Here is a 22,590-nt window from a genome sequence, read left to right as displayed (position 1 = left end):
GTAACCCGGGACAAATCGCCTGGACAGGGGTGAAGGTCAACAGCCTGAACGCCCTGCGGAACAGGCGCTCCAGCCCCATCCGAAACATGAGCGAGTCACTCCCCGGCCGATGCGTCACGACTCCTTTACATCAGGTGTCCGAACCATTATGGTTTCCCTCACTATTGGGAGCGCTCCCAGCATCCATCGCGCAGGAGCGCCCCCCGTAGCCGGAAGGTCCACGTCCGTGCGAGCTGCTCCCGGCTCCGGAACCGACGGCCTCCCCGCCCACGGGGACGGGCGGCGAGGTTCCCGTCCCGGACCGGGGACCGCTCCGCACGGCCGGGGCACCGGGGACGGGCTGGTGGAAAAGGATTCGCGGCGCCCGACTCCCGTTGCGATACTGGCCAGCCCGGACCGGGCCCCGCCACCTCCGCGGCGGGGCCCGGCCACGTGCGCAGACCACCAGCCCGAGGAGCCGCCCGGTGAAGTTCGTCCACGATCCCCACCACGACGGGTCGCCCGACCACGTCGGAGTCGAGGACGGACGGGCGAGGCTGCGCGTGCGCGTTCCCGGGGGCGCCGACGCGGTGTACGCCCGGGTGGTGGAGGACGGCGAGGCCGACATGCTCCCGGCCGAGCCGGTACGGACCTCGGACGAGGCGGTCTGGTTCGAGGTGACCGTGCCGCTGCGCCCGGTGGTGACCAACTACCGGTTCGCCATCGTGCGCGGCACCCGGTACACGTGGCTCGACCAGGAGAGCGCCCACGGACACGAGGTGACCGACGCCGGGGACTTCCGCCTGATCACCGGCCCGCAGCCGCCCGCGTGGGTTCCGGGCACAAGCGTCTACCAGGTCTTCCCGGACCGTTTCGCCCGTGGCGACGACTCCGTCGATCCCCCGGCCGAGCACCCCGACTGGGCGCTGCCCCGCTCCTGGGACGACGAGCCCTCCGGCTTCGGTGAGACCGCGGCCCGCGAGTACTTCGGCGGCACACTGGACGGGGTGCGCCGCCACCTGGACCACCTGTCCGAGCTGGGCGTGGAGGTGGTCTACCTGACCCCGGTCTTCCCCGCGCGCTCCACGCACCGCTACGACGCCTCCACGTTCTCGGAGGTGGACCCGCTGCTGGGCGGCGACCGGGCGCTGCGCGCACTGACGCGGGACGCGCACGAGCGCGGTATGCGGGTGATGGGCGACCTGACCACCAACCACACCGGGGACGCGCACGAGTGGTTCCTGGCCGCGCGGAAGGACCCCCGTTCCGCGGAGGCCGGGTTCTACCTCTTCACCGACCACCCGGACGGCTACGTGAGCTGGCTGGGCGTGCCCAGCCTGCCCAAGCTGGACTACTCCTCGGCCGAACTGCGGCGCAGGGTCTACGGCGCCGACGACTCGGTACTCGTGGACAGGCTGACCGGGGCGGACCCCCTGGACGGCTGGCGCATCGACGTGGCGAACATGACCGGGCGCAACGGCGCGCAGGACCTGAACCGGGAGGTCTCGGGCGAGATCGCCGCGCGGATGCGCGAGGTGGACGCCGAACGCGGCGGGGACGGATCGTGGCTGCTGGCCGAGCACTTCCACGACGCGGGACCGGACACCCACCACGACGGGTGGCACGGGGTCATGAACTACGCCGGGTTCACCCGGCCGGTGTGGAGCTGGCTGAACACCGGGCCCGAGGGGGTGCGGTACCTGCGCACGGACTCGCCGCTGCCCCGGACCGGGGCCGAGGAGGCGGTGCGGGCGATGCGCGCGACCAACGCCGGGCTGCCCTGGCGGGTGCTGACGCACAGCGTGAACGCGCTGAGCACGCACGACTCGGCCAGGTTCCGGACCGTGGCGGGCGGCGCCGGGAGGCAGGAGGTCGGGGTGGCGGCGCAGGTGACGCTGCCCGGCGTGCCGTTCCTGTTCGCCGGCGACGAGATCGGCATGGAGGGCTTGGACGGGGAGAACGCCCGCAGGCCCATGCCCTGGCACCGGCCCGGGGAGTGGGACCGGCGGACGCTGGACGCCCACACGCGGCTGCTGGCCCTGCGCCGGGAGCTGCCCGCGCTGCAGACCGGGGGCCTGCGCTGGCTGGACGCGGGGCCGCACCACATGACGTTCCTCCGGACGCTCGGCGGCCAGGTCGTGCTCGTGCACCTGGCCGACGGCCCGCACGAGCCGCTGTCCGCGGCTCTCGGGGACCTGGACGTCTCCGGTCTGGAGGTGGCCGCCCGGGGTGGCGGGGCGCGGGCGCGCCTGGACGGGCGGGTGGAACTGGCGTCGGACGGCCCCGGCTACGTCATCGCGCTCGGAACCTGACCGGAACCCGGCCCGCACACGGCTCCGCCGCACGAACGACCAAGGGCAGGGGAGGTCTCTTGACCGGCTCCACCAGTCGACACAGGACCTGTCTGGAGGAGCTGTTCGGACTCACCGGCCGTCGCGCGCTGGTGGCGGGAGGAAGCTCGGGCATCGGCCGCGGTGTCGCGGATGCCCTGCGACCCCTTGCGGTCCTCCAGCCGCTTGCGTCCCGGTCGAGTCGGTGGAGGCCCGCTGACCCCCGGGGGCGGCCCGGGGACCACCGCCGTGGTCCATGGCGCGCGTCGACTCACCTCCCAGACACCAGGGCGCTACGTTTTGCGAATGCCCGATCACTTGCGGTTGCGAAGCGGCGTGAACCGGGCTCTCACCCGGGCCCGGAACGGTGTCTTGCACCCGGCGAGGAAAACCCTGAGGAGATCCATGGCAGACCCCTTCGAACACGCACGCGCGCTTCGCGCCATGGTCTCCCTCGCCGTGTGCGTGGGGCTGGTCGCCACCGGCTGCGCGACCACCGATGACGGCGACGGCTCCGGGTCGGCCGAGACCTCGGGGTCGACCCCGGCGACCACCACCGGCGCCGGTGGTGCGAACACCGCCGAGGTGGTCGTGCTGTCGGTCGCCGCGCTCGCCGCCACCGCTTACGTGTTCGCCCTGAGACGGGAAGGTGCCACCGCCTCTGAGGCAGTCGACCACTTCCCGGACGACAGGGACCCCACCTCCCTTCCCTGAGCCGAACGCCCCGGAAGGAGCCCCTCCTCCCTCGGTCCGTTCAGCGATCCGACGCCGCCCGGTACCGATCCGCTCCCATCGGCCTCCATCGCACCTGGAACGAAACACGTGCGGGCACGCACCCGGCGAGCGTGGGCCCTTCCCACCATGCCCACCCCAGACCCGGCGTAGTCCCGGGCCTGGGAGATGCGACCCGTGACCGTCCTGTTCGACGGGGTGGTCGGGAGCGCGGACCGGGTCAACGACCTCGGTCGTCCACGGCCGGGGAGCCGAGCGTGCACCGACCAGCACCGCGGTGGCCCCCGAGGGGGCAGGGGGGCGTCCCCTGGTACCGCTGGGACGTTCACCGCACCCGCCTGGAAGACGACCGCGGGTCGAGGGCGCGACCCACGTCAGCGATCCCGCGTACGCGGGCATGGGCGTCCAGGCCTGGTCGACGCCGTCGGGACAGGCCGACCCCGGCTCCCGGGCCGGCTACGCACCCCGGGCCAGGGCGGTGTGGACGTCCTTGGTGATCCGGGTGGCCACGTCGCCGGTCCGGCCGACGAAGTAGAAGTGCTCACCGGGCAGCACGTGCCGCTCGACCGGTCCCTCGGTGTGCTCCTGCCAGGCGGCGAGGCGCTCCGGCGGGAAACCGGGGTCGTCCCGCCCACCGAAGACCGACAGCGGCACCCGCAGCGGCGGGGCGGCGGGATCCGGGCACCAGGTGTCGACCAGCCCCAGGTCGGCGCGGAACAGCGGCTCCACGGTGCGCCACTGGTCGGGGTCGGCCAGCGCGCTGGCGGGGATCCCGCCCATGCGGGCCACACCCTCGCGCAGGCGTTGCGAGGACAGCAGGTGGCGGGGCTCGTCCCGCTCGGGCCCGGGCGCCGGGCTCCACGCGGACACCCCGAGCCAGGCGGGCCGGTCCGGGCCCCGGGCTGCCAGCAGGTGGGTCAGTTCGTAGGCCAGGAGAGCGCCCATGCTGTGGCCGAAGAGCCCGAAGGGGCGGTCCAGTTCGGGGATGAGGGCCTCGTGCAGGTGGCGGGCCAGTGCGCGGGCCTCCCGGAAGGGCTCGGACCGCTTCGGACGCCCTCGCCCCGGTGCCTCCACCAGGCACACCTCCCAGTCGGACGGGAAGTGGCGCAACCACGGGCGGTAGCTCCGGGACGACCCGCCCGCGTGGTGCAGCAGGAAGAGCCGGAAACGGGCGTGGGGGACGGGTCGGGGCCGGATGAGGACGCCCTCGTGCACTGCTCTCTTCCTCACTGTCCGTATCCGTCAGGGGCCGTGGAGCCATCGGAACAGGGCAAACTTACCAGTCAGTAGTACCGACGGGTAACAACGGTGTCCCCCTTGTACCCGCCTCCGGGCCTGACGCCCGCGTGGCCCCCTCCGGGAGACTCCGCCGCACGGACCCGTGTGATGGCCACGAAGCCGTCCGCGCCTTCTTCGTTGCCCGCGGGCCAGACCTGTGACGATGCGCCACCATGCCGACATTCGCAAACCGAGGCGATCCACCGCAGTCCTTTTCGAAGCCAGTCAGTGGTGGACGCACGCACTTCCCGGCCCACGACCACCCGGCTCGGACAATGTCGGACGGCACGGAACCGCGACTACGAAGTTTCTTCCCTTTTGCCTGGAACATCCGGCAGTATCTCGTTAATAGGTGTATGTCCTGTTTCCTGGCTCACCTCACCAAGTCACGTACGCCTGGTCGCGTAGGGTCACAGGCTCCACCGAAATACACGAGGAGAGCACATGGACCCGATCCGCACCACGACGTCCACCGCCGCGACCTTGGCCTGCGGCGCCACTCTCGCCCTGGGCACGGCCGCACCGCCTTCGCCGAGGACCCGGTCCGCCGCCACCGCCGGATGTGGACTGCGGCGACATCCCGAAGAGCAGCTTCGAGGCCAGCGAGGGCGGCCCGCACCGTTTCGACGCCGACGACGGCATCGGCTGCGAGGAGGGTGAAGGCGCCACCTCTCCGAGCACGACTGCGCCGGCCCTCCTCACCCGGGTCGCGTAGCAACCCATGTGTTGACCGGGGATGATCGGAGTCCAGAACCACCCGAAACGGGCACGAACCACGCGACGGGACCAGACCAGCGCGAACACCGAAACCGATCTACTTCCTGACCAGCGGAAACACGGGGAAGGAGGATGGTCGGTCCGGGATCCGGCACTCCGACCGAGCGCCGGATCCCGATCACGCTTCGCCCTCGCCGCGGGCGCTGCGCGGTCCGGCCGGAGGCCCGGCGGTCATCCGGCGGAGGGCCTACCGGCCGGGGCGGGACGGTAGCAGAGGCGGACCACGCCCGAAGGGAAGGTCGTGGTGGCGGTGAGCTCCAGCCGGACGGGGCCGATGTCGTCGAAGATCCGCGACCCGGTCGCCCACAGGTAGGGGCTGACATTGAACCAGAACTCGTCGACCAGACCGTGGGCGATGAGGTCGCGGGCCAGTTCGCCGGCGCAGGGGACGATCAGGTTGCCGTCGTGTTCGTCCTTGAGTGCCCGCACGGCGTCGTCGAGGTCTCCGTCGAGCAGGGTGGAGTTCCACTCCAGCGGTGCGCTCAGTGTCCGGGAGGCGACGTACTTGGGCATGCCGTTCATCCGGGCCGCATACGCCTCGAACCCCGGAACGTCGGCGAGCTCGGGCCAGGCCTTGGACAGCCCCTCGTAGGTCTTGCGTCCGAGCACCATGGCGTCGGCCGCCTGCCACATCTCACGCCCGGCCCGCATGCTGTCGGGGTCGGTGACCAGCCACCCGCCGTGCGACTCGGGCGCCGGTGCCTCGAAGGCGCCGTTGACGGTCATGCCGGTGTTGATGATCAGACGTCCCACGAGATGCTCCTAGCGGTGCTGTTGGAGTCGTGTGTTTGCGCGGTGAGGGCCGCCGCGAGCTTGTCGAGGCTCTGGCCGAAGCCGATCTCGATACCTGCGATGAAGTCCGCGGAGTCGACCGTGCTGTCGGTGATCCGGTAATGGACGTCGAGGTCCGTGCCGGTGTCGGCGGGCCGGAGGCCGAGGTCGACGTGGGCGGTGAAGGCGGGGCCGCCGTCGGCGAGCACGGGGGAGAGCCGGTAGGCGAGGCGCTCCCCGGGACGCACCTCGTCGACGACTCCCTCCGCGTGCCCGGCGACCGGGTCGGAGCCTTCGGTGTCCTCGGCGTCGCGGTACTCGAGGACGATCCGCCCACCCGGTCGCGCCTCGAAGACGAGCTCGCAGACGCGCAGGTCGTCGGGTGTCCACCATCGGGTGAGCAGGAGGGCCTCGGTCAGGTGGTTCCACACCAGCCCGGGGCTGCCGGGCAGCGACCGCCGGAATCTGAACGAGCGGGCGTCGGCCCACCCCGGCTCCGTGGCGGCGAGCCGTTCCGTGTGCAGGCTGAGTCCGTAGCGGTCGTAGGTGGCGTGCGAGCCCTCGGCCCGGTCCGCGGTTGCGGCGAGCCGGTCGAGTTCGGCGGCCAGGTCCCGCAGGGGAGCGGACCGGAGCGCGTAGATACGGCGCCGGCCGGAGCGCTGACAGGTGAGGAGGCCGGCGCGCTCGAGGGTTTGCAGGTGCTTGGTCGTCTGCGGTTGGCGTGCTCCGGTGAGCTGGGCGAGGACGCCGACCGAGCGGGGCCGCTCGGCCAACAGGCTCACGAGCCGCCAGCGGGCCGGGTCGGCCAGCGCGGAGAGGAGTACGTCCATGGAGAGAAATATTCTCCATGGAGAATATTCGTGTCAAGGAATATCTTGGTCCGTTCGGGCGGATCCGGGGTCCGCCGGCCATACGGCGGTCTGCTCCTCGCCGTCCTTGGTGGCCGTCGGGCGCCGCGCCGCCCGACGGGCTGAGATACGCACGCGACTCAGGATCATCGATCTCCGAGGCTCTTCGTGAGCACACAAGACCAGCGCCAGAACCCGTGTTCGTGCTCGTCGACGGGAAAACCACTCGCCGAATCCGGCCGCGTACCGGCACACTGGGTGGCTTCTCGCCCATGGAGGAGGTTCGATCGGTCCGCGTGTACCGCCCCCGTCCCTACGCCACCGGGGGTTCCGGCTCTTCCTGGTCGGCAGGTGCGCCGGCGAACTCGGTTCGGAGATGTTCCCCGTCGCCATGGTGGGCCTGGTCCTGGCCGGGCACGGCCCCCTCGTCCTCGGCCTGGTCCTGGGCGCGCGCGGCGTCGCGGGATCCCTGTGCGTCCTGCTCGCGGGTGCCCTGCTCAGCAGGGTCCGCAAGTCCACCGCGCTGGCCGTCGACGGTCTGGTCCAGGCCGCGGTCATGCTCGTCCTCGCCCTCGGCCCCGACACGGCCGCCTGGCTCCTCGGAACGGCACTGCTCAGCGGCGCCGCCGGCTCCGTGAGCGAGCCCGCCGCCGGCTCGGCCGTGCCCCTGCTGGTTCCCGGGGGACACCTCCAGGAGGCCAACGCCCTGCGCAGCGTCGTGGGCCGCACCATGGGCGTCACCGGCCCCGCGGCGGCCGGTGTCCTGCTCACCGCCCTGGAGGCGCGGACGGTCCTCCTCGTCATCGCCGGAGCCTTCGCCGCCGGCGCCGCCGCACTGCTGCGCGTCCGCGAGGAGGCGCCCGGCCCCGACCGGGCCGCGCAGCCGATGGGCGTGAACCTCCGCGCCGGGCTCCGCGAGGTGGTACGGCGACCCTGGGTGCTGGCGATCATCGCGGTGGCCACCGTGCAGGCCCCGGCCACGCTCGCCCCCGGGTTCACCCTGCTGCCGATCGTGGTCGCCGACGCCTACGCCGAACCCGTCTACGGGCTGGCGCTGTCGTGCATGTCGGCGGGCCAGCTCCTGGGCGGGCTGGTCGCCGCCCGCTGGAGCCCCGCGCGCCCCGGCCTGGTGTCCCTGGCGGGGGTGCTGGCCTACCCGCTGGTCCTGCTGGGGCTGGCCGCGACCGTGCCCGCCTGGCTGCTGCTGACCGGTTACACCGCCACCGGCACGGGTTTCATGCTCTTCGGCGTGTACTGGTACACCGCCCTGCAGCGTGCCATCCCGCGGGACCTGATCAGCGTGGTCATCGGCTTCGACCAGGTGGGCAGCTTCGGACTCGAACCGGTCGGCTACGCGGTGGCCGGCACCCTGGCCGAGACGGTCGGCCCGCGCCCCGTGCTGGTGGGCGCCGCCGTGGTCGGTCTGCTCACCACGCTCGTCCCGCTGGCCGTGCCGGGGGTCGCCCGCCTGGCCGACTCCCCCGCCGCGGCGGCCGTGCGCTGACCCCCGCGCGGGGCCCGGATCGGCCGGAGGCGGCCGGCGCCCTTCGCGGCGGCCCTCAGGCCGAGTGGTCGACGCGTCCGCGCAGCCATCCCAGGGCGGCCGCCGCGGAGTCGCGCACTCCCCCGGCCGCCCCGCGCAGGCGGCGGCGCCACGCGGGCACCGCGGGAACCTCCTCCGTCTCCACCGGCAACGCCGACCCCGAGTCCTCGGCCAGGGCGACGCGCTCGCGCAGACGCTCCCTGACCTGCTCGGGCGTGTAGGCACGGCGCTGCCGCTGGTCCCGGACGATCACCGCACCGGTTGCCGCGACACCCACGAAAGCGGCCACTCCAAGGGCCTTCCACCAACGCATGTGCCTAGGCTAGCGGTGTGGCAGACACGAGCATGTCCCTGAGCGAGGCGCTGGAACTCACCCGGACCGGTGACGTCTGGGTCTTTCGAGGCACCAGCGTGGCGGACCGCGCCATCCAGATCACCACCAACAGCCCCGTCAACCACGTCGGCATGTCCATCGTGGTCGACGACCTGCCACCGCTGATGTGGCACGCCGAACTCGGCCGCTCCCTGCCCGACGCGTGGACCGGAAGGCACCAGCGCGGCGTGCAGCTGCACGACCTGCGCGACGCCGTCATGGTCTGGGGGCGCAGGTACGGCCAGCGCGGCTGGCTGCGCCAACTCGACCCCGAGGCGGACGGCGCGATGGAGGACGCGGCCCTGCGCACCGTCGCCCGGCTCGACGGCACCCCCTTCCCCTCCACCGCCCAGCTGGCCGCCCGCTGGGCGCGCGGGCGCCTGCCCCTGCGGCGCCTGCCCTTCGGCGGCCGGTCGCGCAAGCACGTCCTGGAGACCGCCTACTGCGCGGAGGTCATCGCCCTGACCTACGAGGCGATGGGGCTGTTGCCCGGTGGGAACCGCCCCGGGTACTACGACCCGGGACGGTTCTGGAGCGGTGACGACCTGCGTCTGGAGGGCGGGGCGTCCCTGGGCGGGGAGATCCGCGTGGACCTGCCCGCCGACTGAGCGGCGCCGCCCCTCGCCGGTCAGCCGAGCCGGAAGTCGGCCACCCGGATCGGCGTGGAGGGGCCTGGCCCGGCCTCCTGGTAGAAGACGGACAGCACCCCCTCCGAGGCCACCCGGGACTCGTCCACCAGTACCTCGCCGAAGGCGTCGATGTCCGAGCCGTCGTGGACCATGGTCCACTCGCTCCATCCGGTGTCGGCGGTGGCGGCCATGATGCGGCCGAAGGGCATGACCACGTAGGCCGTGTCGTCGGCGGTGAGCACCAGCCGGGAGCGGCCGAAGGCGTTCAGCGGCTCGGGCAGTTCCACCTTGTGCCACGTCCCCGCGTCGTCCCGGTGCAGGTGGAAGGTGCGCCCCTGCCGCCTGCGGTCGTCGACGAAGTCGGTCGAGCAGTGCCCGAAGCGCCCGGGCCGGTAGCTGATGACCACGTGCGGATTGCCCGCCGAGTCGACCGCCTGGGACTCCTGGTTCATGAGCGCGTAGTTCGGCGGCAGGGGGTCGACGACGTGACCGCGGGTGTCCACGGACACCCGGTGCGGGGTCCCGGTCACCGCGGCGACGGCGCCGCCGCCGGTGCGCCAGGTGCGTCCCCCGTCGTCGCTGTAGACGTATCCGGTGTCGTGGTTGGACAGCCCGCCCGGGTGGCAGAGGACGTCTCCTCCGGCCGCTGCCTCGCGCCAGGTGAAGGAGGCGTGCAGCCGCCCGTCGTCGCCGTACCCGATCCCGTGCAGGTACATGTTGCGGCTGTCGCTCACCGCCCCGTTGGCCTCGTAGGTTCCCTCCGGCGAGGACCAGGCGCCCAGGTGGGTCCACTCCCCGCCGGAGTACTCGGCGAGCTCCTGCGTCCCGTCGCCCGATCCGCCGGTGCGGTAGGCGAACTGGAGTCCGCCGTCCGGTGTGGGGACGAAGCGGGGGTAGGTCATCGCGCCGACGTCCAGGCCCGCCAGGTCGCGCCGGACCGGTTCGAAGGAGTCGGCGCGCCAGGGCGCCTCACCCGTGACCAGGCCCGGGGCCGACCTCGTGTAGAAGACCGGGGTGTTGTGGGTGTCCATTCCCACGTGCAGGCGCCCGTCCTCGGCGGAGACGCCCAGGGAGATGGAGTTGTGCGAGTCGTCGACCGTGAGCCGGTGGGGCAGGCGGACGGTCCGCCACTCGCCGCCGCCTCTGTCGAGGGAGCGGCGCGCGAGGATGGCGTGGCGGTCCTCGGTGTACCAGGCGGCGTACTGGAAGCCGCCGTGGGTGAGGATGCCCGACTGCTGGTAGGAGCCGTTGTTGACCAGGCCGTCGTAGGAGACGAAGTACAGGGCGTTCTCGTCCAGGGTCCGGCCGCCCAGGGGCGTGGCCGAGGGAGCGCCGGCCACGGCGGCCGTGTCGGTGGGTACGGCGGCGGCCGCGGTGGCGGCGCCCGGGCCGACGAGCGCGGCGGACAGTGCCAGCGCCAGCGCGCCGGGCACGGTGGTGGTCAGGGTACGCAGCGGTGAGCGGGGGGTGGGGGGCAAGGCGGTACCTCTCCGGTGGGGGTCAGGCCAGGTGGAAGATCTCGGTCAGCGGGACCATGCCCTCGTCCGGGCGGCCGGGCAGGTTCTCGAAGAAGGGCGCCATCTCGGCCTGCCAGCGGTCGTTGACCTCGGTCCTGGCCATCTCCTCCCGGGCACGGTCGAAGTCCTCGGTCTCCAGGTAGCCGACGACCATGCCCTCCTCGGTGCAGAACAGCGAGTAGTTGTGCCAGCCGGTGGCGCTGAGGGCCTCGCGCATCTCCGGCCAGACCTCGGCGTGGCGCTCCCGGTACTCGGCGAGGCGTTCCTTCTTGACCTTGAGGATGAAGCAGACGCGCTGCACGGGCGTCCTCCTGATACGTCGGATGTGATGCGTGGGATGGTCGGGACCGGCCAGAGCACTACGGACCGGGTCGGGAGCGGGCAGAGCGATACGCAACTCATGCGGACGGGGCGGGCGGGGTGTCCCCGGCCCGCCCCGCACACGTCGGGGCCGTGCGCCGGCCCGGGGCGGTCCGGATCAGAAGTCGAAGTCGTCCACGTTCTCGGCGTCGAAGACCTGCGGCGGGCCGAGCACGATCTCCCGGTCGGTCTCGAACGTGAACTCTCCCAGGTCACCGGCCGTGAAGGTCTCGCCCTCGGCACCGGTGATCTGCCCGGCCTTGAGCGCCGCGCCGGTGTACCCGGCCAGGTAGCCCAGGTCGTGCGGGTTCCACAGGGCGAACTGGTCGACGGTTCCGTCGTGCACGAACTCGCGCATCTGGTTGGGGGTGCCCAGGCCGGTGACGGCGACGTCCCCCTTGTACTCGGAGTCGCTGACGTAGCGGGCCGCCGCCGCGATCCCGACCGTGGTCGGCGAGACCACGCCGTCCAGGTCGGGGTGGGACTGCATGAGGCCCTGCATCTCCTGGAAGGACTCCAGGTCGTCGTCGTTGCCGTAGACGGTGTCGACCAGCTCCAGGTCGGCGTACTCCTCCTCCTTGAGCACCTCCTCCATCGCCGCGATCCAGGCGTTCTGGTTGGTGGCGTTGGGGGTGGCCGACAGCACCGCGAAGGTGCCCTCGCCGCCCAGGTCCTCGGAGATCATCTCGACCAGGGTCCGGCCGATGAGCTCGGTGGAGGACTGGTTGACGAACACGTCGGTGCAGTTGGCGTCGGAGTCGTAGCCGACGATGACCGCGCCGTTGTCGCGGGCCTCGTTGAGCGCCGGGCAGACCGCGTCGGGGTCGTTGGCGGCGATGACGATGGCGTCGCTGCCCGCCTGGCTGGCGGCGTTGATGTACTCCACCTGGGAGTCGGCCGTGGCCTCGGTGCCGCCGCGCTCGGTGGCCGTTCCGCCGACCTCCTCGACGGCCTCGGTGCCGCCCTGGTTGACGATCTCGAAGAACGGGTTGTTGAGCTGCTTGGGCAGGAAGTCGATCTTGAGACCCTCGGGGATCTCGGCGTTCGGGTCGGCGGTGCCGGTCGGGCCCGCGTTGTCCTCCTCCTGCGCGTCCTCGATGGTGGTGCCGCCGCATGCGGCGGTCATCAGCACGGCGAACGCGGACGCGGCCAGGAACAGGTGGCGTGGACGGGGTTCGGTCATGGTGCTTCTCCCTTGGTGGGGGCGGACGCGGCGGACGGCGCGGGCGCCGCTGCGGGGGACCCGGGGTCGGGTGCGCGCCTGGCGCGGACCCGGGCCACGAGGTTGGGGGTGACGACGGAGGCGATGAGGATCAGGCCGGTGACGATCTGCAGGACCTCGCTGCTGATGCCGAACAGCTGGAGGGCGTTGCGGATGGCGCCGAGCAGCACCACGCCGCTCATCACGCCGAGGACCGAGCCGATCCCGCCGAAGATGGACACGCCGCCGAGCAGGACGGCGGCCACCACCTGCAGCTCCAGGCCGAAGGCGGTGTCGGCGCGCGAGGTGCCGTACTGCAGGGTCCAGAAGACCCCGGCGCCGGAGGCGACCACGCCGCTGAGCGTGAACAGCCAGAACTTGGTCCAGCGCACCGGCACCCCGGCGAAGCGGGCGGCCTCGTCGTTGTTGCCGATGTCGAACAGGGACCGGCCGAAGGCGGTGGCGTGCAGCAGCACCCCGAAAAGCACGGCCAGGGCCAGGATCGCCACGGCGATCCACGGCAGGCCCTCGACGCCCAGGAAGGGCGCGCGGGCGCCGCTGATCCAGCTCTGGGGGTAGCTGGCCACGGCGCGGTCGCCGAGCAGCACGTAGGCCAGGCCCCGGTACAGGGCCATGGTGCCGATGGTCACGGCCAGGGACGGCAGTCCGCACACGGTGACCAGGAACCCGTTGAGGGCCCCCAGGGCCGCGCCGACGGCCAGGCAGATCCACAGGGCCGTCTCGATGGGCACCCCGGCCTCCCAGAGCACGCCCAGGGTGGCGCTGGTCAGCGCCAGCGTGCTGGCCACCGACAGGTCGATCTCGCCGGTGATGACGATGAGCGTCATCGGCAGGGCCATCAGGGCGATGGCGGCCACGCTCAGCACCAGGAAGTCGATGTTGCGCGCGGTGGCGAACATGTCCACGAGCAGCCCGGCCGCCAGCAGGGTGACCACGAGCGCTCCCACGACCGGCGCCTCGCGGGCCGAGAGCAGCGACCGGATCCGGTTCGCGGGACGTTCCCGCTCCCGGCTCGGGGCCTCCTTGGGGCCCCGGTCCGGAGCGGGCGCGGTGACGGTACGTTCAGGCGCCACGGGCACCTCCTCCTCGAAGCCTGCGCGCGGTACGCAGCGCGAGCAGCCGGTCCAGCCCGATGGCGGCCAGGATGAGCGCACCCACCACGGCCTGGTGCCAGAACTGGTTGATCTGCCAGATGGGCAGGGCGGCGGTGATGGTCGTGAGCAGGACCGCGCCGAGCGCGGCGCCGTAGACGGTGCCCACGCCGCCCGCGATGGCCACGCCGCCGACCACGGCCGCGGCGACGACCTGGAGTTCCATGCCGGTGCCCACGGTGGAGTCGACGGTGCCGTAGCGGGCGGCGAACAGCACGCCGGCCAGCCCGGCCAGGGCGCCGTTGGCGGCGAAGGCCAGGGTGATCCGGCGCGCCGCGGGGATGCCCGACAGCCGTGCGGCGTCGGGGTTGGAGCCGATGGCGTACAGCTCCCGCCCCGAGCGGTAGCGGGCGAGGTAGAAGCCCACGGCGGCGACCACGGCGATGGCGACCGCGGCGGGCAGGGGCACTCCCAGGACGCCGAAGCGGCCCAGGAGCAGGAAGGTGTCGGGCATGTCGTGGGCGTTGACCTGTTCGCCCCCCGCCCACCAGTGGTTGAGGCCGCGGTAGGCGTACAGGGTGCCCAGGGTGACGACCAGGGCGGGGACCTGGACGGTGGTGACCAGCAGGCCGTTGAGCAGCCCCGCGACCAGGCCGATGAGTACCCCGGCGAGCATCGCGACGGGGACGGGCAGGCCGGGGAAGGTCACGAAGAGCAGGCCGGTTCCGAAGGCCGACAGCCCCATGACCGAGCCGACCGACAGGTCGACGTTGCGGGTGATGAGGACGAGGGCCTGGCCGACTGCGAGGACGGACAGGACGGTGGCGCCCAGGAACAGGTCGCGTACGCCCTGGCTGGACAGGAACCCCGGGTTGTACGCCCAGGTGGCGGCGACGAGGATCACCACGGCCAGGAGCACGCCGAGTTCGCGGAACTGGATCCTGCGGCGCGCGGGGCGGGCCCCGGCCCGGGGCGGCGCTTTGGCGGCGGAGGTCTCGGGGGCGGCGCTGGGTGCGTTCATCAGGCGGCCTCGCTCGGTCGCTGTCCGGTGGCCGCGTACATGACCGACTCCTCGTCGGCCCCGTCGCGGTCGAGTTCGGCGGTGACCCGGCCCTCGTGCATGACCAGGACCCGGTCGGCCATCCCCAGGACCTCGGGGAGTTCGCTGGAGACCATGACGATGGCCAGCCCCTGGCCCGCCAGGGTGGAGAGCAGGCGGTGGACCTCGGCCTTGGTGCCCACGTCGATGCCGCGCGTGGGCTCGTCCACGAACAGCACGCGGGGCTCGGTGGAGAGCCACTTGGCCAGGACGACCTTCTGCTGGTTGCCGCCGGAGAGGGTGGAGACCGAGTCGGCGAGCCCGCCGAACTTGAGGTTGAGGCGCTCACCCCACTCCCGGGCCGAGTCGCGTTCGGCGCTCCGGCGCAGCAGTCCGAGCCGGCTGAGCGGCCGCCGGCGGGTGGCGGTGGCGTTGCGCTCGATGGAGGACTCCATGACCAGACCCTGCTGGCGGCGGTCCTCGGGGACCAGGGCCACTCCGGCGGCCATGGCGGCCCTGGGCCTGGCGGGGGGCAGGGGCCTGCCCTCCACGCGCACGGTGCCCGCGTCGTAGCGGTCCACGCCGAACACGGCGCGGATGACCTCGCTGCGTCCGGCTCCGACCAGTCCGGCCAGGGCGACGATCTCCCCGGCGCGCACCTTGAAGGACACGTCGGTGAACACGCCGTGGCGGGTCAGGCCGTCGACCTCCAGGACGGTCTCGCCGCGCTCGGCGTCCTCCTTGGGGTAGAGGCTGGCGACCTCGCGGCCGACCATGCGCCGCACCACGGTGTCCACGTCCAGGTCGGCTGTGGGGTCGCAGGAGACGAACGCGCCGTCGCGGACCACGGTGATGCGGTCGCACAGGGCGAAGACCTCGTCGAAGCGGTGGGAGATGAACAGCAGCGCCGCACCGGAGTCGCGCAGTGTGCGGGCCACGGTGAACAGGCGCTCGGCCTCCACGCCGGACAGGGCGGCGGTGGGCTCGTCCATGACCAGGACCCGGGCCTGGCGGGTGAGGGCCTTGGCGATCTCCACGAGCTGCTGGTCGGCGATGGAGAGTCCGCGCGCGGGACGGTCGGGGTCCATGTGGACTCCGAGGCGTGTGAAGACCTCCTCGGTGTCCCGGCGCATGCGCCCGCGGTCGATGGTGCGCAGGCGGGTGCGGGGCTGGCGGCCGATGAAGATGTTCTCGGCCACCGACAGGTCGGGGAACAGGGTGGGTTCCTGGTAGATGACCGCGACCCCGGCGCGCTGGGCGTCCACGGGCGCGGCGAACTCGGTGGGACGTCCGTCCACCAGCACCTGCCCGCCGTCAGGCCGGTGCACCCCGGCGATGGTCTTGACCAGGGTGGACTTGCCCGCCCCGTTCTCACCGACCAGCGCGTGGATCTCTCCGGAGCGCAGTTCCAGGGACAGCCCCCGCAGGGCCCTGACGCTCCCGAAGGACTTGGTGACGTCGATCAGGGCGAGGGGTGGGGGGACCTCTGCTGGGTCCACGTGCGCCCTCCTTCTCCGGTACCGGTTCGGCCTTGTTGCCGAACCTGGCAAAAACGTTTTAATATGAAGTGGATGTTAAGTGCCACACATCCTACCGTCAAGAGGATCACCAAGAATTCGCAGGTATCGCACCGGTAACGGACGTGGTGTCGGGCCGGAGCGAGCCGCACACGAGGGGTCGTCACGCCTGTGGTTCGCGAAAGTTATTGACACGTTTCAATCGGGGTGTGAGCATGAGGCACCCGGCCCCGGGACCGTGTACGCGCCCTGAGGATCACGGCCGGGTCAGTACGATGCGACGCGTTGTCACCCGACCGCCCGTCCGCACACGCCCGGGAGAAGCCCCTTGTCCAGCAGGTCCCGATCCGCCCGCCGCGTCGTGGGTATCACCGAGGTCGCCCGGCACGCCGGGGTCTCCCCCGGCACCGTGTCCAACGTCCTCAACCGCCCCGAGCGCGTCGCCGAGGCCACCCGGCTCAGGGTCGAGGCGGCCATCGCCGAACTCGACTACGTCCGCAACTCCTCCGGCAGCAGCCTGAGGTCGGGGCGCAGCGCGTCGGTGGGGCTGCTCGTCCTGGACGTCACCAACCCCTTCTTCACCGAGGTGGCGCGCGGCGTGGAGGACGAGGCGGCCGAGTCGGGGCTGGCCGTGGTGCTGCTCAACTCCGCCGAGGCCCGCGAGCGCCAGCAGCGCAACGTGCGCCTGCTCGCCGAGCAGCGCGCGGCCGGGGCCGTGGTGATGCCCGTCGACGACGACCTCTCGGATCTCGTGTGGCTGAGCCGTCAGGGCACCTCCTGGGTGGCCCTGGACCGGGGCGACGTCGCCGAGGACGTCGGGTGCAGCGTCAGCGTGGACAACCACGCCGGGGGCATGGCCGCCGGACGGCACCTGGTCGGGCTGGGACACGAGCAGGTCACCTTCCTGACCGGACCCTTCGCGATCGAACAGGTGCGTCGCCGCCACGAGGGGCTGCGCGCCGCCTTCGAAGAGGCCGGGATGGACCCCGACGCAGCGGTGCGGGTGGTCGAGCTGCCCCTGCTCAACCCCGCGCAGGGCGAGCGGGCCGTGGACAAGATCCTGGCCGGCGGGCCGCGGCAGCGCCCGCAGGCGGTGTTCTGCGCGAACGACCAGTTGGCGCTCGGCGTGATGAAGGGCCTGGGCCGGCGCGGCCTGCGCGTGCCCGACGACATGTCGGTGGTCGGCTACGACAACGTCGACCTCGCCGACCTGGTCCATCCCGGGCTGACCACCGTGGCCCAGCCCAAGTACGCACTGGGGAGGGCGGCGATGCGGCTGCTGGACTCGGAGCTGAACGAGGCCGAACACGTCCACGAGCGGGTGCTGTTCACGCCCGAGTTGGTGGTGCGGGGTTCCACGGCCGTCTACCGGCCCTGAGGCCCGGGGCGGGCCCCGTGCCGGTCCGGGTTCCCGTTCCGGCCCGGACGCCGCCCCGGGTTCGTCCGGCCCAGGCCCCGCGCTCCAGCAGCGTGACGGAGAGGACCCCCGCTCCAGCAGGTGGAGCGGGGGCGCGTGTTCAGGAAGGGACGAGGGTGGGAGGTGCTACCTCCGGCCGGGCACCGGAGTGACCGGAAAGGTCCGCTCGCGACGGTCGAAGCCGAGGTGGCCCGCTTCCCGGTTCTGGCCGCCCCGAACATCCGCCCCGTCCTGGCGCTCACAGACCTCGACACGGTGAGGCGGGTTCTCACTGTGATGCGCCTTGCGCCAGGCGTTCGGCGGCCTCTCCCGTGGCTTCGCGGAGCGGTCTGGCCGCGATGGCGCCGCGACGCAGCAACCGACGGCCGCGCCGGACCGAGGCCCGGCACGGCCGTCGTCACCTCACACGGCCCGCTCCTCGCCAGTCCTCGGTCAGCCCCGTATGTTGGGGAACTCACCCATGTACACCTGGGACAGGTCCCGGTCCTTGAGGACGCCCTGGTAGGCGTGGACGTCGTCGATGTCGCCGGTCCAGTGATGGGTGTTGGAGCCGCCGTGCTGGGCGCTGCCGATCCGGAGCGGGCCCTCGGCGTGCCAGGCGTGGTCCACCGCCACACGGGACTCCTCGAAGCCGTTGACGTAGAGCACCAGTTCACCGCTGGTGTGGTCGTAGACCCCCGCCAGGTGGGTCCACTCCCCCAGGCGGGCGGCCGTGCTGGAGTAGGCGTAGGTCCACCCGGTCGATCCGGAGGTGGGGGCGTCGTCGTGGGGGGCCGTCTTGAACACCCACGCCCCCCGGGACCCCTGGTAGCCCAGGTGGAAGGCGCTCTGGAACTCGCCGACCTGGCTGAGGGCGGTGGTGTCGACGCCCTCGCCGGTCTCGTCCAGGCGCACCCAGGCCGCGACGGTGAAGCTGCGGTCGGTGCGCAGGACGGGCCCGGGCGCCTCGATGTACTCGTCGGCGCCGTCCAACCGCACTCCGGGAGAGAAGGTGATGTCGTTCTCGGCGGTGTTCCACGCGGTGCGGGGGTCACCGTGCAGGGTGGCGTCGATTCCGTGGTCGGTGGCATCGGCCACGGTCGTGCCGTCCCACTCGTCGAGCTTCCACCGGCCCTCGGTCGCGATCGGGCGGTTGGCCAGGCGCCACACCTCGGAATCGGTCTCGGAGTCGGTCACGGTCTCGTCCGGGACGATGCGGTCCCACACCCGGATGTCGTCGAGGGCGCCGGGCCAGTGGTGGTCACCCGTGCCCTGGGACAGGGCGCGTCCGATGGCGAGGGGCCCCTGGGCGTTCCACGGCCCGGAGTGGGTGTCCGTTCCCTGTTCGACGCCGTCGACGTACAGGGTGATCTCGCCGGTCTCGTCGTCGTGGGTGCCCAGCAGGTGGGTCCACACCCCGACCTCGGCGGAGGCGGTGGAGGTGGCCGCGGTCCACTCCCGGGAACCGTCCCGGTACCCGTCCTCGGGGGGACATCTTGAACACCCACTGGCCGGTGTCGCCCTGGTAGCCCAGGTGGAAGGCGCTCTGCTGCGTGCCCTCCTGGGCGACGGCGATGTGGTCGTCGTGGGCGCGGTCCAGCTTGACCCACGCCGAGACGGAGAAGGACCCGGAGGTGTCCACGGTGGAGTGGTCGGCGGTGATCTCGTCGTGGGGGCCCGGATCGCCGTCGGCGCGGCCGCTGGTGTGCACGGCGGTGCCCTCGAGGCGCGGGGTGGGGTTGGTGTCGGGGTTCTCGGTCGCCCCGACCCGGCCGCGGACCCACTCCACACCGTCGGACAGGGTGGCGCCCTGGCCGGGGTTGGCGATGTCGGCGGCGCGGTCGCCCTGGCCCTCGTCGAAGGCGAAGTGGGCCACCGGATCGCTGGGCGGGGCGACCAGGAAGGAGTAGGCGAGTACGCAGTCGGAGGAGTTGCCGAAGGCGTCCACGGTGCGCGCGTAGATCCAGTTGGGTCCCGCCTGACGCGGGGTGAGGGTCACCGTCACCGGCCCGCCGGGTTCCTCGGGGGCGAGTTCGTGGACGCAGGAGCTGCCGTTGAGGGCGTAGAAGTAGCTCTGGACGTCCTCGTCCCCGTTGCTGGAGAAGGTGAACTCCCCGGGCTGGCCGGGTGAACCGTGGAACTCGTCCCCGGCGGGGTAGTCGGTGGAGGTGACCTCGGGGCCCTCTCCGGCGAGGGCGGGTGTGGACAGGGCAGGCAGCAGGAGCACCGACGCCAGAAGGGCGGCGACGCGTGCCCGAGCACGGCGGGGCATGGCAGGTCTTCCTAGCCCAGGGTGGGGGATCACCTGTCGGGGACCGCGCCGTCGGGACACGGTCGGTGGCTGCCCTGGGACGGGAGGTGAGGCTAACAGGCGTAGGAGAACATCTCCCGAGTAACCCACATCACATCAAGACGCACGCATCGGAGACGACATGGGCACGAACACACCCAGACAGAACCTCGGTTCACCATGGCCACATTCGGCCATGAACTTGACGTTTGGTTCCACGGCGGCTGTCACCAGCACGAACACGCGGCACGGCACCGGAGGCACGCTGTGAGCTCCTCCGGCGCCACCGGGTCCTCCACCGTGCTCGCTGCCACATGCCTCACCACTCCCCCTGCGAGGGGCCCGAACCCTCCCCACGCGGGGAAGCGGGGACTCAGAACGGGTACGCCGCCACCCTGCGCAGCAGCTCGCCGGGATCGACCGTGGAGTTGACCCCGGCCACGACCTCCTCGCTCAGGGGCCGCCCCTCGAAGACGGCGCGCACGGAATCAAGACTGAGGGAGCACTCGTAGTAGTCCTGGAAGTGCTCGTGGTGGTACGCAGCGGGATTCTCATCGCACAGACCGCCCAGCAGCCACCCGGAACCGTCGTCCCGCCCCCCGTCGACCCCGGTGCGCCAGGAGGCGTCCCCGGGCAGACGCCACAACAGGGCGCTCACCGACGACTCGTCGCCGCCGTGGAAGTCGGGATCGGCCAGGAAGGGCGCGAACTCCGCGGGCAGGGCGTCGACCGTCCCCGGCCAGAACTCCTCGTCGTTGGCGTAGGGGCTCGTCTGCGACTCGTGGTCGAAGCAGCGGATGACACCGGCCGTGTCCGAGAGCGCGACGGCGTACTCGTCGCCTCCTCCGTTGCTCATCGTCCCCAGGTCCCACCCCGGCCGCCAGTCGGAGAGGAAGTCGTACTTGCGGTGGCGACCGTCGGGATTGATGAGGAACTCCAGCAGCGCCGTCCTGCGGGACAGGTCACGCGCGGTGGCCGGGTCGGGCAGGTGGCGGGCGGTCTCGGGTGCGTTCATGGGTGTATCGAAGCACGCACCCGTGACAGAGGCCGACCGCGCGTCGCACCGGCGGCCGCGCGGAAGGGGCCCGCGCGGCCGCCCCGATCCCCCGTCAGGGTCCGGACGCGGGCGACATCCCCCTTGGCCCGGCGGGACCGCGGGTCACCGCGGCGGAATGGTCACGGGAGAACAGCCGACCCCGCCGATGTAGTGGGAGCCCCTGATGAACCAGGTGTCCCCGAGGACGGTGTCGCCCGGAGCCACGCACTGGTAGCTCTTGCCCCCGAACACGTCGGTGGTCTCGATGCGGACGGTGGTGTTCCCGCAGTGGCGGTAGACGGCCTTCCCGTTGTCGTTGTCGTTGTAACCGCACGCCAGGGCCGAGGCGGGCGAGGCCATGGTCGCGGTGAGCAATCCCGCCGCGACCGCTCCCCCCGCCAGGACCGACACGTATCGTCGCCACTTACCAGACACAGGCACCCCCGAAGAACAGTGATCATTACCGAGAGCGACAGTACATTCACCCGTGAGCACGGCGCGTTCGTTGGCCGCTTTCGGCCACACGCCATCCGCCGGGTTTGGGGCCCGCCCGGGAGAGCCTCCCGCCTCCGGCCCCGGCCGCCTTCGGCGCGTCGCCGTGCCAGCTCGCGGCGGCGGGCGTTCGGGGGCGGCGGTCGACGGCCCACACGAGCAGGGCGAAACCCGCCGCGATTCCGAGCATGGTGACCCCTCCCCGCGGCCAGTAGATGTGGCTGTCGAGGAGGGACACAGCAGAGGCCAGCAGCAGAACCGAGCCGTAGAGCGTCGTCGGCCCGTGCCGCAGGCAGGCCGCGACGCCCAGGGCGAGGACCCCGGCCAGGAAGGCGTAGGTGCCGACGTGGCCCAACTCGTTGCCGATGCCGTACAGCGGCCGGACCAGCGGCTCCTGGTCACCCTCCACCGCCCACACGAGGGCCCCGGTGGACACCCCCGCGACGGTGTCCAACGCGGTGTAGAAGACCGCGTAGAGGAAGGAGCAGATCCAGACGAGGACGACGGCGGCACCGGGGGCGTCGCGTCCGGGGCCCCCACAGGGGCAGGAGCAGGCCGACGGCCAGCAGGGGGAAGAGCGGGAGCAGGCCGATGTGGAGCCAGGTCCACAGGTCGGCGGTCTGATCGGTGAGGTGGTGGGGGTGGAACAGGCCCAGGACGGCGAGGAGGAGGGGGACGGCGCAGACGAGCGCGATTCTCGCTGGGGTTCGCATGGTCCGAAGGTAGGCCGCCGCCCTGGGCCCTGCCGGGCGTGAGACCACATGGGCCCGGGGCCGTACCAGCACCACCCGTGGCCGGCCCGCGGGCCGGCCACGGGTGCGAGGCCCCGCCCCGCGTCGACGCCCGAGGGCGTGATGCGAAGCTCCACGGACTGCCGGCCTTCTGCCACGACCCCTCTCGGAGACCGTGCCGGCCTGACAAGATGGGAAACCATGTCCTACGACCTTCGCGTGCGTTTCCCCGTCGACGACGAGGAGCTGTCGCGTCTGCACGCAGAAGCCTTCGACCACGGCTACACGCCGGTTCCCTGGGCTGAGCGGCTCCAACGGCACAGCCGCTCGTGGGCGGGGGAGTTCCGTCAAGGACGTCTGGTGGGATTCGTGCACGCGGTCTGGGACGGGGGCGGCCACGCGTTCCTCCTGGACACCGCCGTCGCCCTGGACATGCGGCGCCAGGGTGTGGGCGGCCGTGTCGTGAGGGCCTTGGTCCAGGACCTGGAGGAACTGGGCATCGAGTGGGTGCACGTCGACTATGAGCCCCACCTCGGGAGGTTCTACCGTCAGGCGTGCGGTTTCGGCCCTACTCAGGCCGGCCTGCTCCGTCTCGACCAGGTCGGGACTGAGCGGGACACGGACTGCGACGGCTAGGGC

20 protein-coding genes and 1 pseudogene are annotated in these 22,590 nt (G+C 72.1%); 6 read left to right on the top strand and 15 right to left on the bottom strand.

Annotated elements, in window-relative coordinates; genetic code table 11:
* Positions 1-464 precede the first annotated feature (464 nt).
* Together A6A08_RS26195 and A6A08_RS26190 are read left to right on the top strand one after the other, a co-directional pair.
* A complete protein-coding gene (locus tag A6A08_RS26195; RefSeq protein ID WP_073705327.1) occupies positions 465-2,291 on the top strand; it encodes a glycoside hydrolase family 13 protein in 1,827 nt (608 codons plus the stop codon).
* 423 nt (positions 2,292-2,714) lie between these two features.
* A complete protein-coding gene (locus tag A6A08_RS26190; protein WP_073705326.1) occupies positions 2,715-3,023 on the top strand; it encodes a hypothetical protein in 309 nt (102 codons plus the stop codon).
* Positions 3,024-3,497: 474 nt separating this feature from the next.
* On the opposite strand, the gene A6A08_RS26185 is transcribed toward A6A08_RS26190, so the two are convergent.
* From A6A08_RS26185 to A6A08_RS26175, 3 genes are all read right to left on the bottom strand, one after another.
* Positions 3,498-4,256: a thioesterase II family protein gene (locus A6A08_RS26185; protein WP_073705325.1), complete on the bottom strand. Its 759-nt coding sequence runs from the start codon at positions 4,254-4,256 to the stop codon at positions 3,498-3,500.
* A gap of 1,011 nt (positions 4,257-5,267) precedes the next feature.
* Positions 5,268-5,849: a dihydrofolate reductase family protein gene (locus tag A6A08_RS26180; protein ID WP_073705324.1), complete on the bottom strand. Its 582-nt coding sequence runs from the start codon at positions 5,847-5,849 to the stop codon at positions 5,268-5,270.
* Positions 5,837-6,697: a metalloregulator ArsR/SmtB family transcription factor gene (locus tag A6A08_RS26175; protein WP_073705323.1), complete on the bottom strand. Its 861-nt coding sequence runs from the start codon at positions 6,695-6,697 to the stop codon at positions 5,837-5,839. The genes A6A08_RS26180 and A6A08_RS26175 overlap by 13 nt, the downstream gene beginning before the upstream one ends.
* A gap of 304 nt (positions 6,698-7,001) precedes the next feature.
* Here A6A08_RS26175 and A6A08_RS26170 point away from each other — a divergent pair, with 304 nt between their 5' ends.
* Positions 7,002-8,219 carry an MFS transporter gene (locus A6A08_RS26170; protein ID WP_073705322.1) on the top strand — a complete coding sequence of 406 codons (1,218 nt, stop codon included), beginning with the start codon at positions 7,002-7,004 and terminating at the stop codon, positions 8,217-8,219.
* A 55-nt stretch (positions 8,220-8,274) separates the two neighbouring features.
* Here A6A08_RS26170 and A6A08_RS26165 read toward each other — a convergent pair whose 3' ends face one another.
* Complete coding sequence (locus A6A08_RS26165; RefSeq protein WP_378699863.1) at positions 8,275-8,571, bottom strand: hypothetical protein; 297 nt, start codon at positions 8,569-8,571, stop codon at positions 8,275-8,277.
* 32 nt (positions 8,572-8,603) lie between these two features.
* On the opposite strand from A6A08_RS26165, the gene A6A08_RS26160 reads away from it, so the two are divergent.
* Positions 8,604-9,239 (top strand): hypothetical protein, encoded by a 636-nt coding sequence (locus tag A6A08_RS26160; protein ID WP_073705320.1) that lies wholly within the window; start codon positions 8,604-8,606, stop codon positions 9,237-9,239.
* Positions 9,240-9,259: 20 nt separating this feature from the next.
* Here the strand turns inward: A6A08_RS26160 and A6A08_RS26155 are convergent, their stop codons facing one another.
* The 6 genes from A6A08_RS26155 to A6A08_RS26130 form a co-directional block, all read right to left on the bottom strand.
* On the bottom strand, positions 9,260-10,738 hold the full coding sequence (locus A6A08_RS26155; protein ID WP_083609297.1) for a BNR repeat-containing protein: 1,479 nt from the start codon (positions 10,736-10,738) through the stop codon (positions 9,260-9,262).
* A gap of 22 nt (positions 10,739-10,760) precedes the next feature.
* Positions 10,761-11,078: an L-rhamnose mutarotase gene (locus tag A6A08_RS26150; RefSeq protein WP_073705319.1), complete on the bottom strand. Its 318-nt coding sequence runs from the start codon at positions 11,076-11,078 to the stop codon at positions 10,761-10,763.
* A 177-nt stretch (positions 11,079-11,255) separates the two neighbouring features.
* On the bottom strand, positions 11,256-12,320 hold the full coding sequence (gene rhaS / locus A6A08_RS26145) for a rhamnose ABC transporter substrate-binding protein (protein ID WP_073705318.1): 1,065 nt from the start codon (positions 12,318-12,320) through the stop codon (positions 11,256-11,258).
* Complete coding sequence (locus A6A08_RS26140) at positions 12,317-13,438, bottom strand: ABC transporter permease (RefSeq protein ID WP_073705317.1); 1,122 nt, start codon at positions 13,436-13,438, stop codon at positions 12,317-12,319. The genes rhaS and A6A08_RS26140 overlap by 4 nt, the downstream gene beginning before the upstream one ends.
* Entirely contained in the window at positions 13,422-14,471 is a 1,050-nt protein-coding gene (locus A6A08_RS26135) for an ABC transporter permease (protein ID WP_378699868.1), read from the bottom strand. The genes A6A08_RS26140 and A6A08_RS26135 overlap by 17 nt, the downstream gene beginning before the upstream one ends.
* The gene (locus tag A6A08_RS26130) at positions 14,471-15,988 is read right to left on the bottom strand and encodes a sugar ABC transporter ATP-binding protein (RefSeq protein ID WP_073705316.1); all 1,518 of its coding nucleotides are present in this window, start codon (positions 15,986-15,988) and stop codon (positions 14,471-14,473) included. The genes A6A08_RS26135 and A6A08_RS26130 overlap by 1 nt, the downstream gene beginning before the upstream one ends.
* Before the next feature lie 346 nt (positions 15,989-16,334).
* Between A6A08_RS26130 and A6A08_RS26125 the strand changes: the two genes are divergently transcribed.
* Positions 16,335-17,384: a LacI family DNA-binding transcriptional regulator gene (locus A6A08_RS26125; protein WP_073705315.1), complete on the top strand. Its 1,050-nt coding sequence runs from the start codon at positions 16,335-16,337 to the stop codon at positions 17,382-17,384.
* A 471-nt stretch (positions 17,385-17,855) separates the two neighbouring features.
* Here the strand turns inward: A6A08_RS26125 and A6A08_RS29280 are convergent, their stop codons facing one another.
* From A6A08_RS29280 to A6A08_RS28410, 5 genes and pseudogenes are all read right to left on the bottom strand, one after another.
* Positions 17,856-18,818 carry a LamG domain-containing protein gene (locus A6A08_RS29280; protein ID WP_338013144.1) on the bottom strand — a complete coding sequence of 321 codons (963 nt, stop codon included), beginning with the start codon at positions 18,816-18,818 and terminating at the stop codon, positions 17,856-17,858.
* 136 nt (positions 18,819-18,954) lie between these two features.
* Positions 18,955-19,674: pseudogene (locus A6A08_RS29425) on the bottom strand (LamG domain-containing protein); the annotation flags it as partial.
* 391 nt (positions 19,675-20,065) lie between these two features.
* Positions 20,066-20,707 carry a hypothetical protein gene (locus A6A08_RS26115; protein ID WP_073705314.1) on the bottom strand — a complete coding sequence of 214 codons (642 nt, stop codon included), beginning with the start codon at positions 20,705-20,707 and terminating at the stop codon, positions 20,066-20,068.
* A gap of 144 nt (positions 20,708-20,851) precedes the next feature.
* Complete coding sequence (locus A6A08_RS26110) at positions 20,852-21,163, bottom strand: DUF6355 family natural product biosynthesis protein (RefSeq protein ID WP_143181846.1); 312 nt, start codon at positions 21,161-21,163, stop codon at positions 20,852-20,854.
* 46 nt (positions 21,164-21,209) lie between these two features.
* Positions 21,210-21,656, bottom strand: a complete 447-nt coding sequence (locus A6A08_RS28410) for a hypothetical protein (RefSeq protein ID WP_199867053.1) — start codon at positions 21,654-21,656, stop codon at positions 21,210-21,212.
* Between the two features lie 496 nt (positions 21,657-22,152).
* On the opposite strand from A6A08_RS28410, the gene A6A08_RS26100 reads away from it, so the two are divergent.
* The gene (locus A6A08_RS26100; RefSeq protein WP_073705311.1) at positions 22,153-22,587 is read left to right on the top strand and encodes a GNAT family N-acetyltransferase; all 435 of its coding nucleotides are present in this window, start codon (positions 22,153-22,155) and stop codon (positions 22,585-22,587) included.
* The last annotated feature ends 3 nt before the right edge of the window (positions 22,588-22,590 follow it).

Source organism: Nocardiopsis sp. TSRI0078 (assembly GCF_001905145.1).
Lineage (GTDB): Bacteria > Actinomycetota > Actinomycetes > Streptosporangiales > Streptosporangiaceae > Nocardiopsis.
This window is presented reverse-complemented; position numbering and strand designations above follow the sequence as displayed.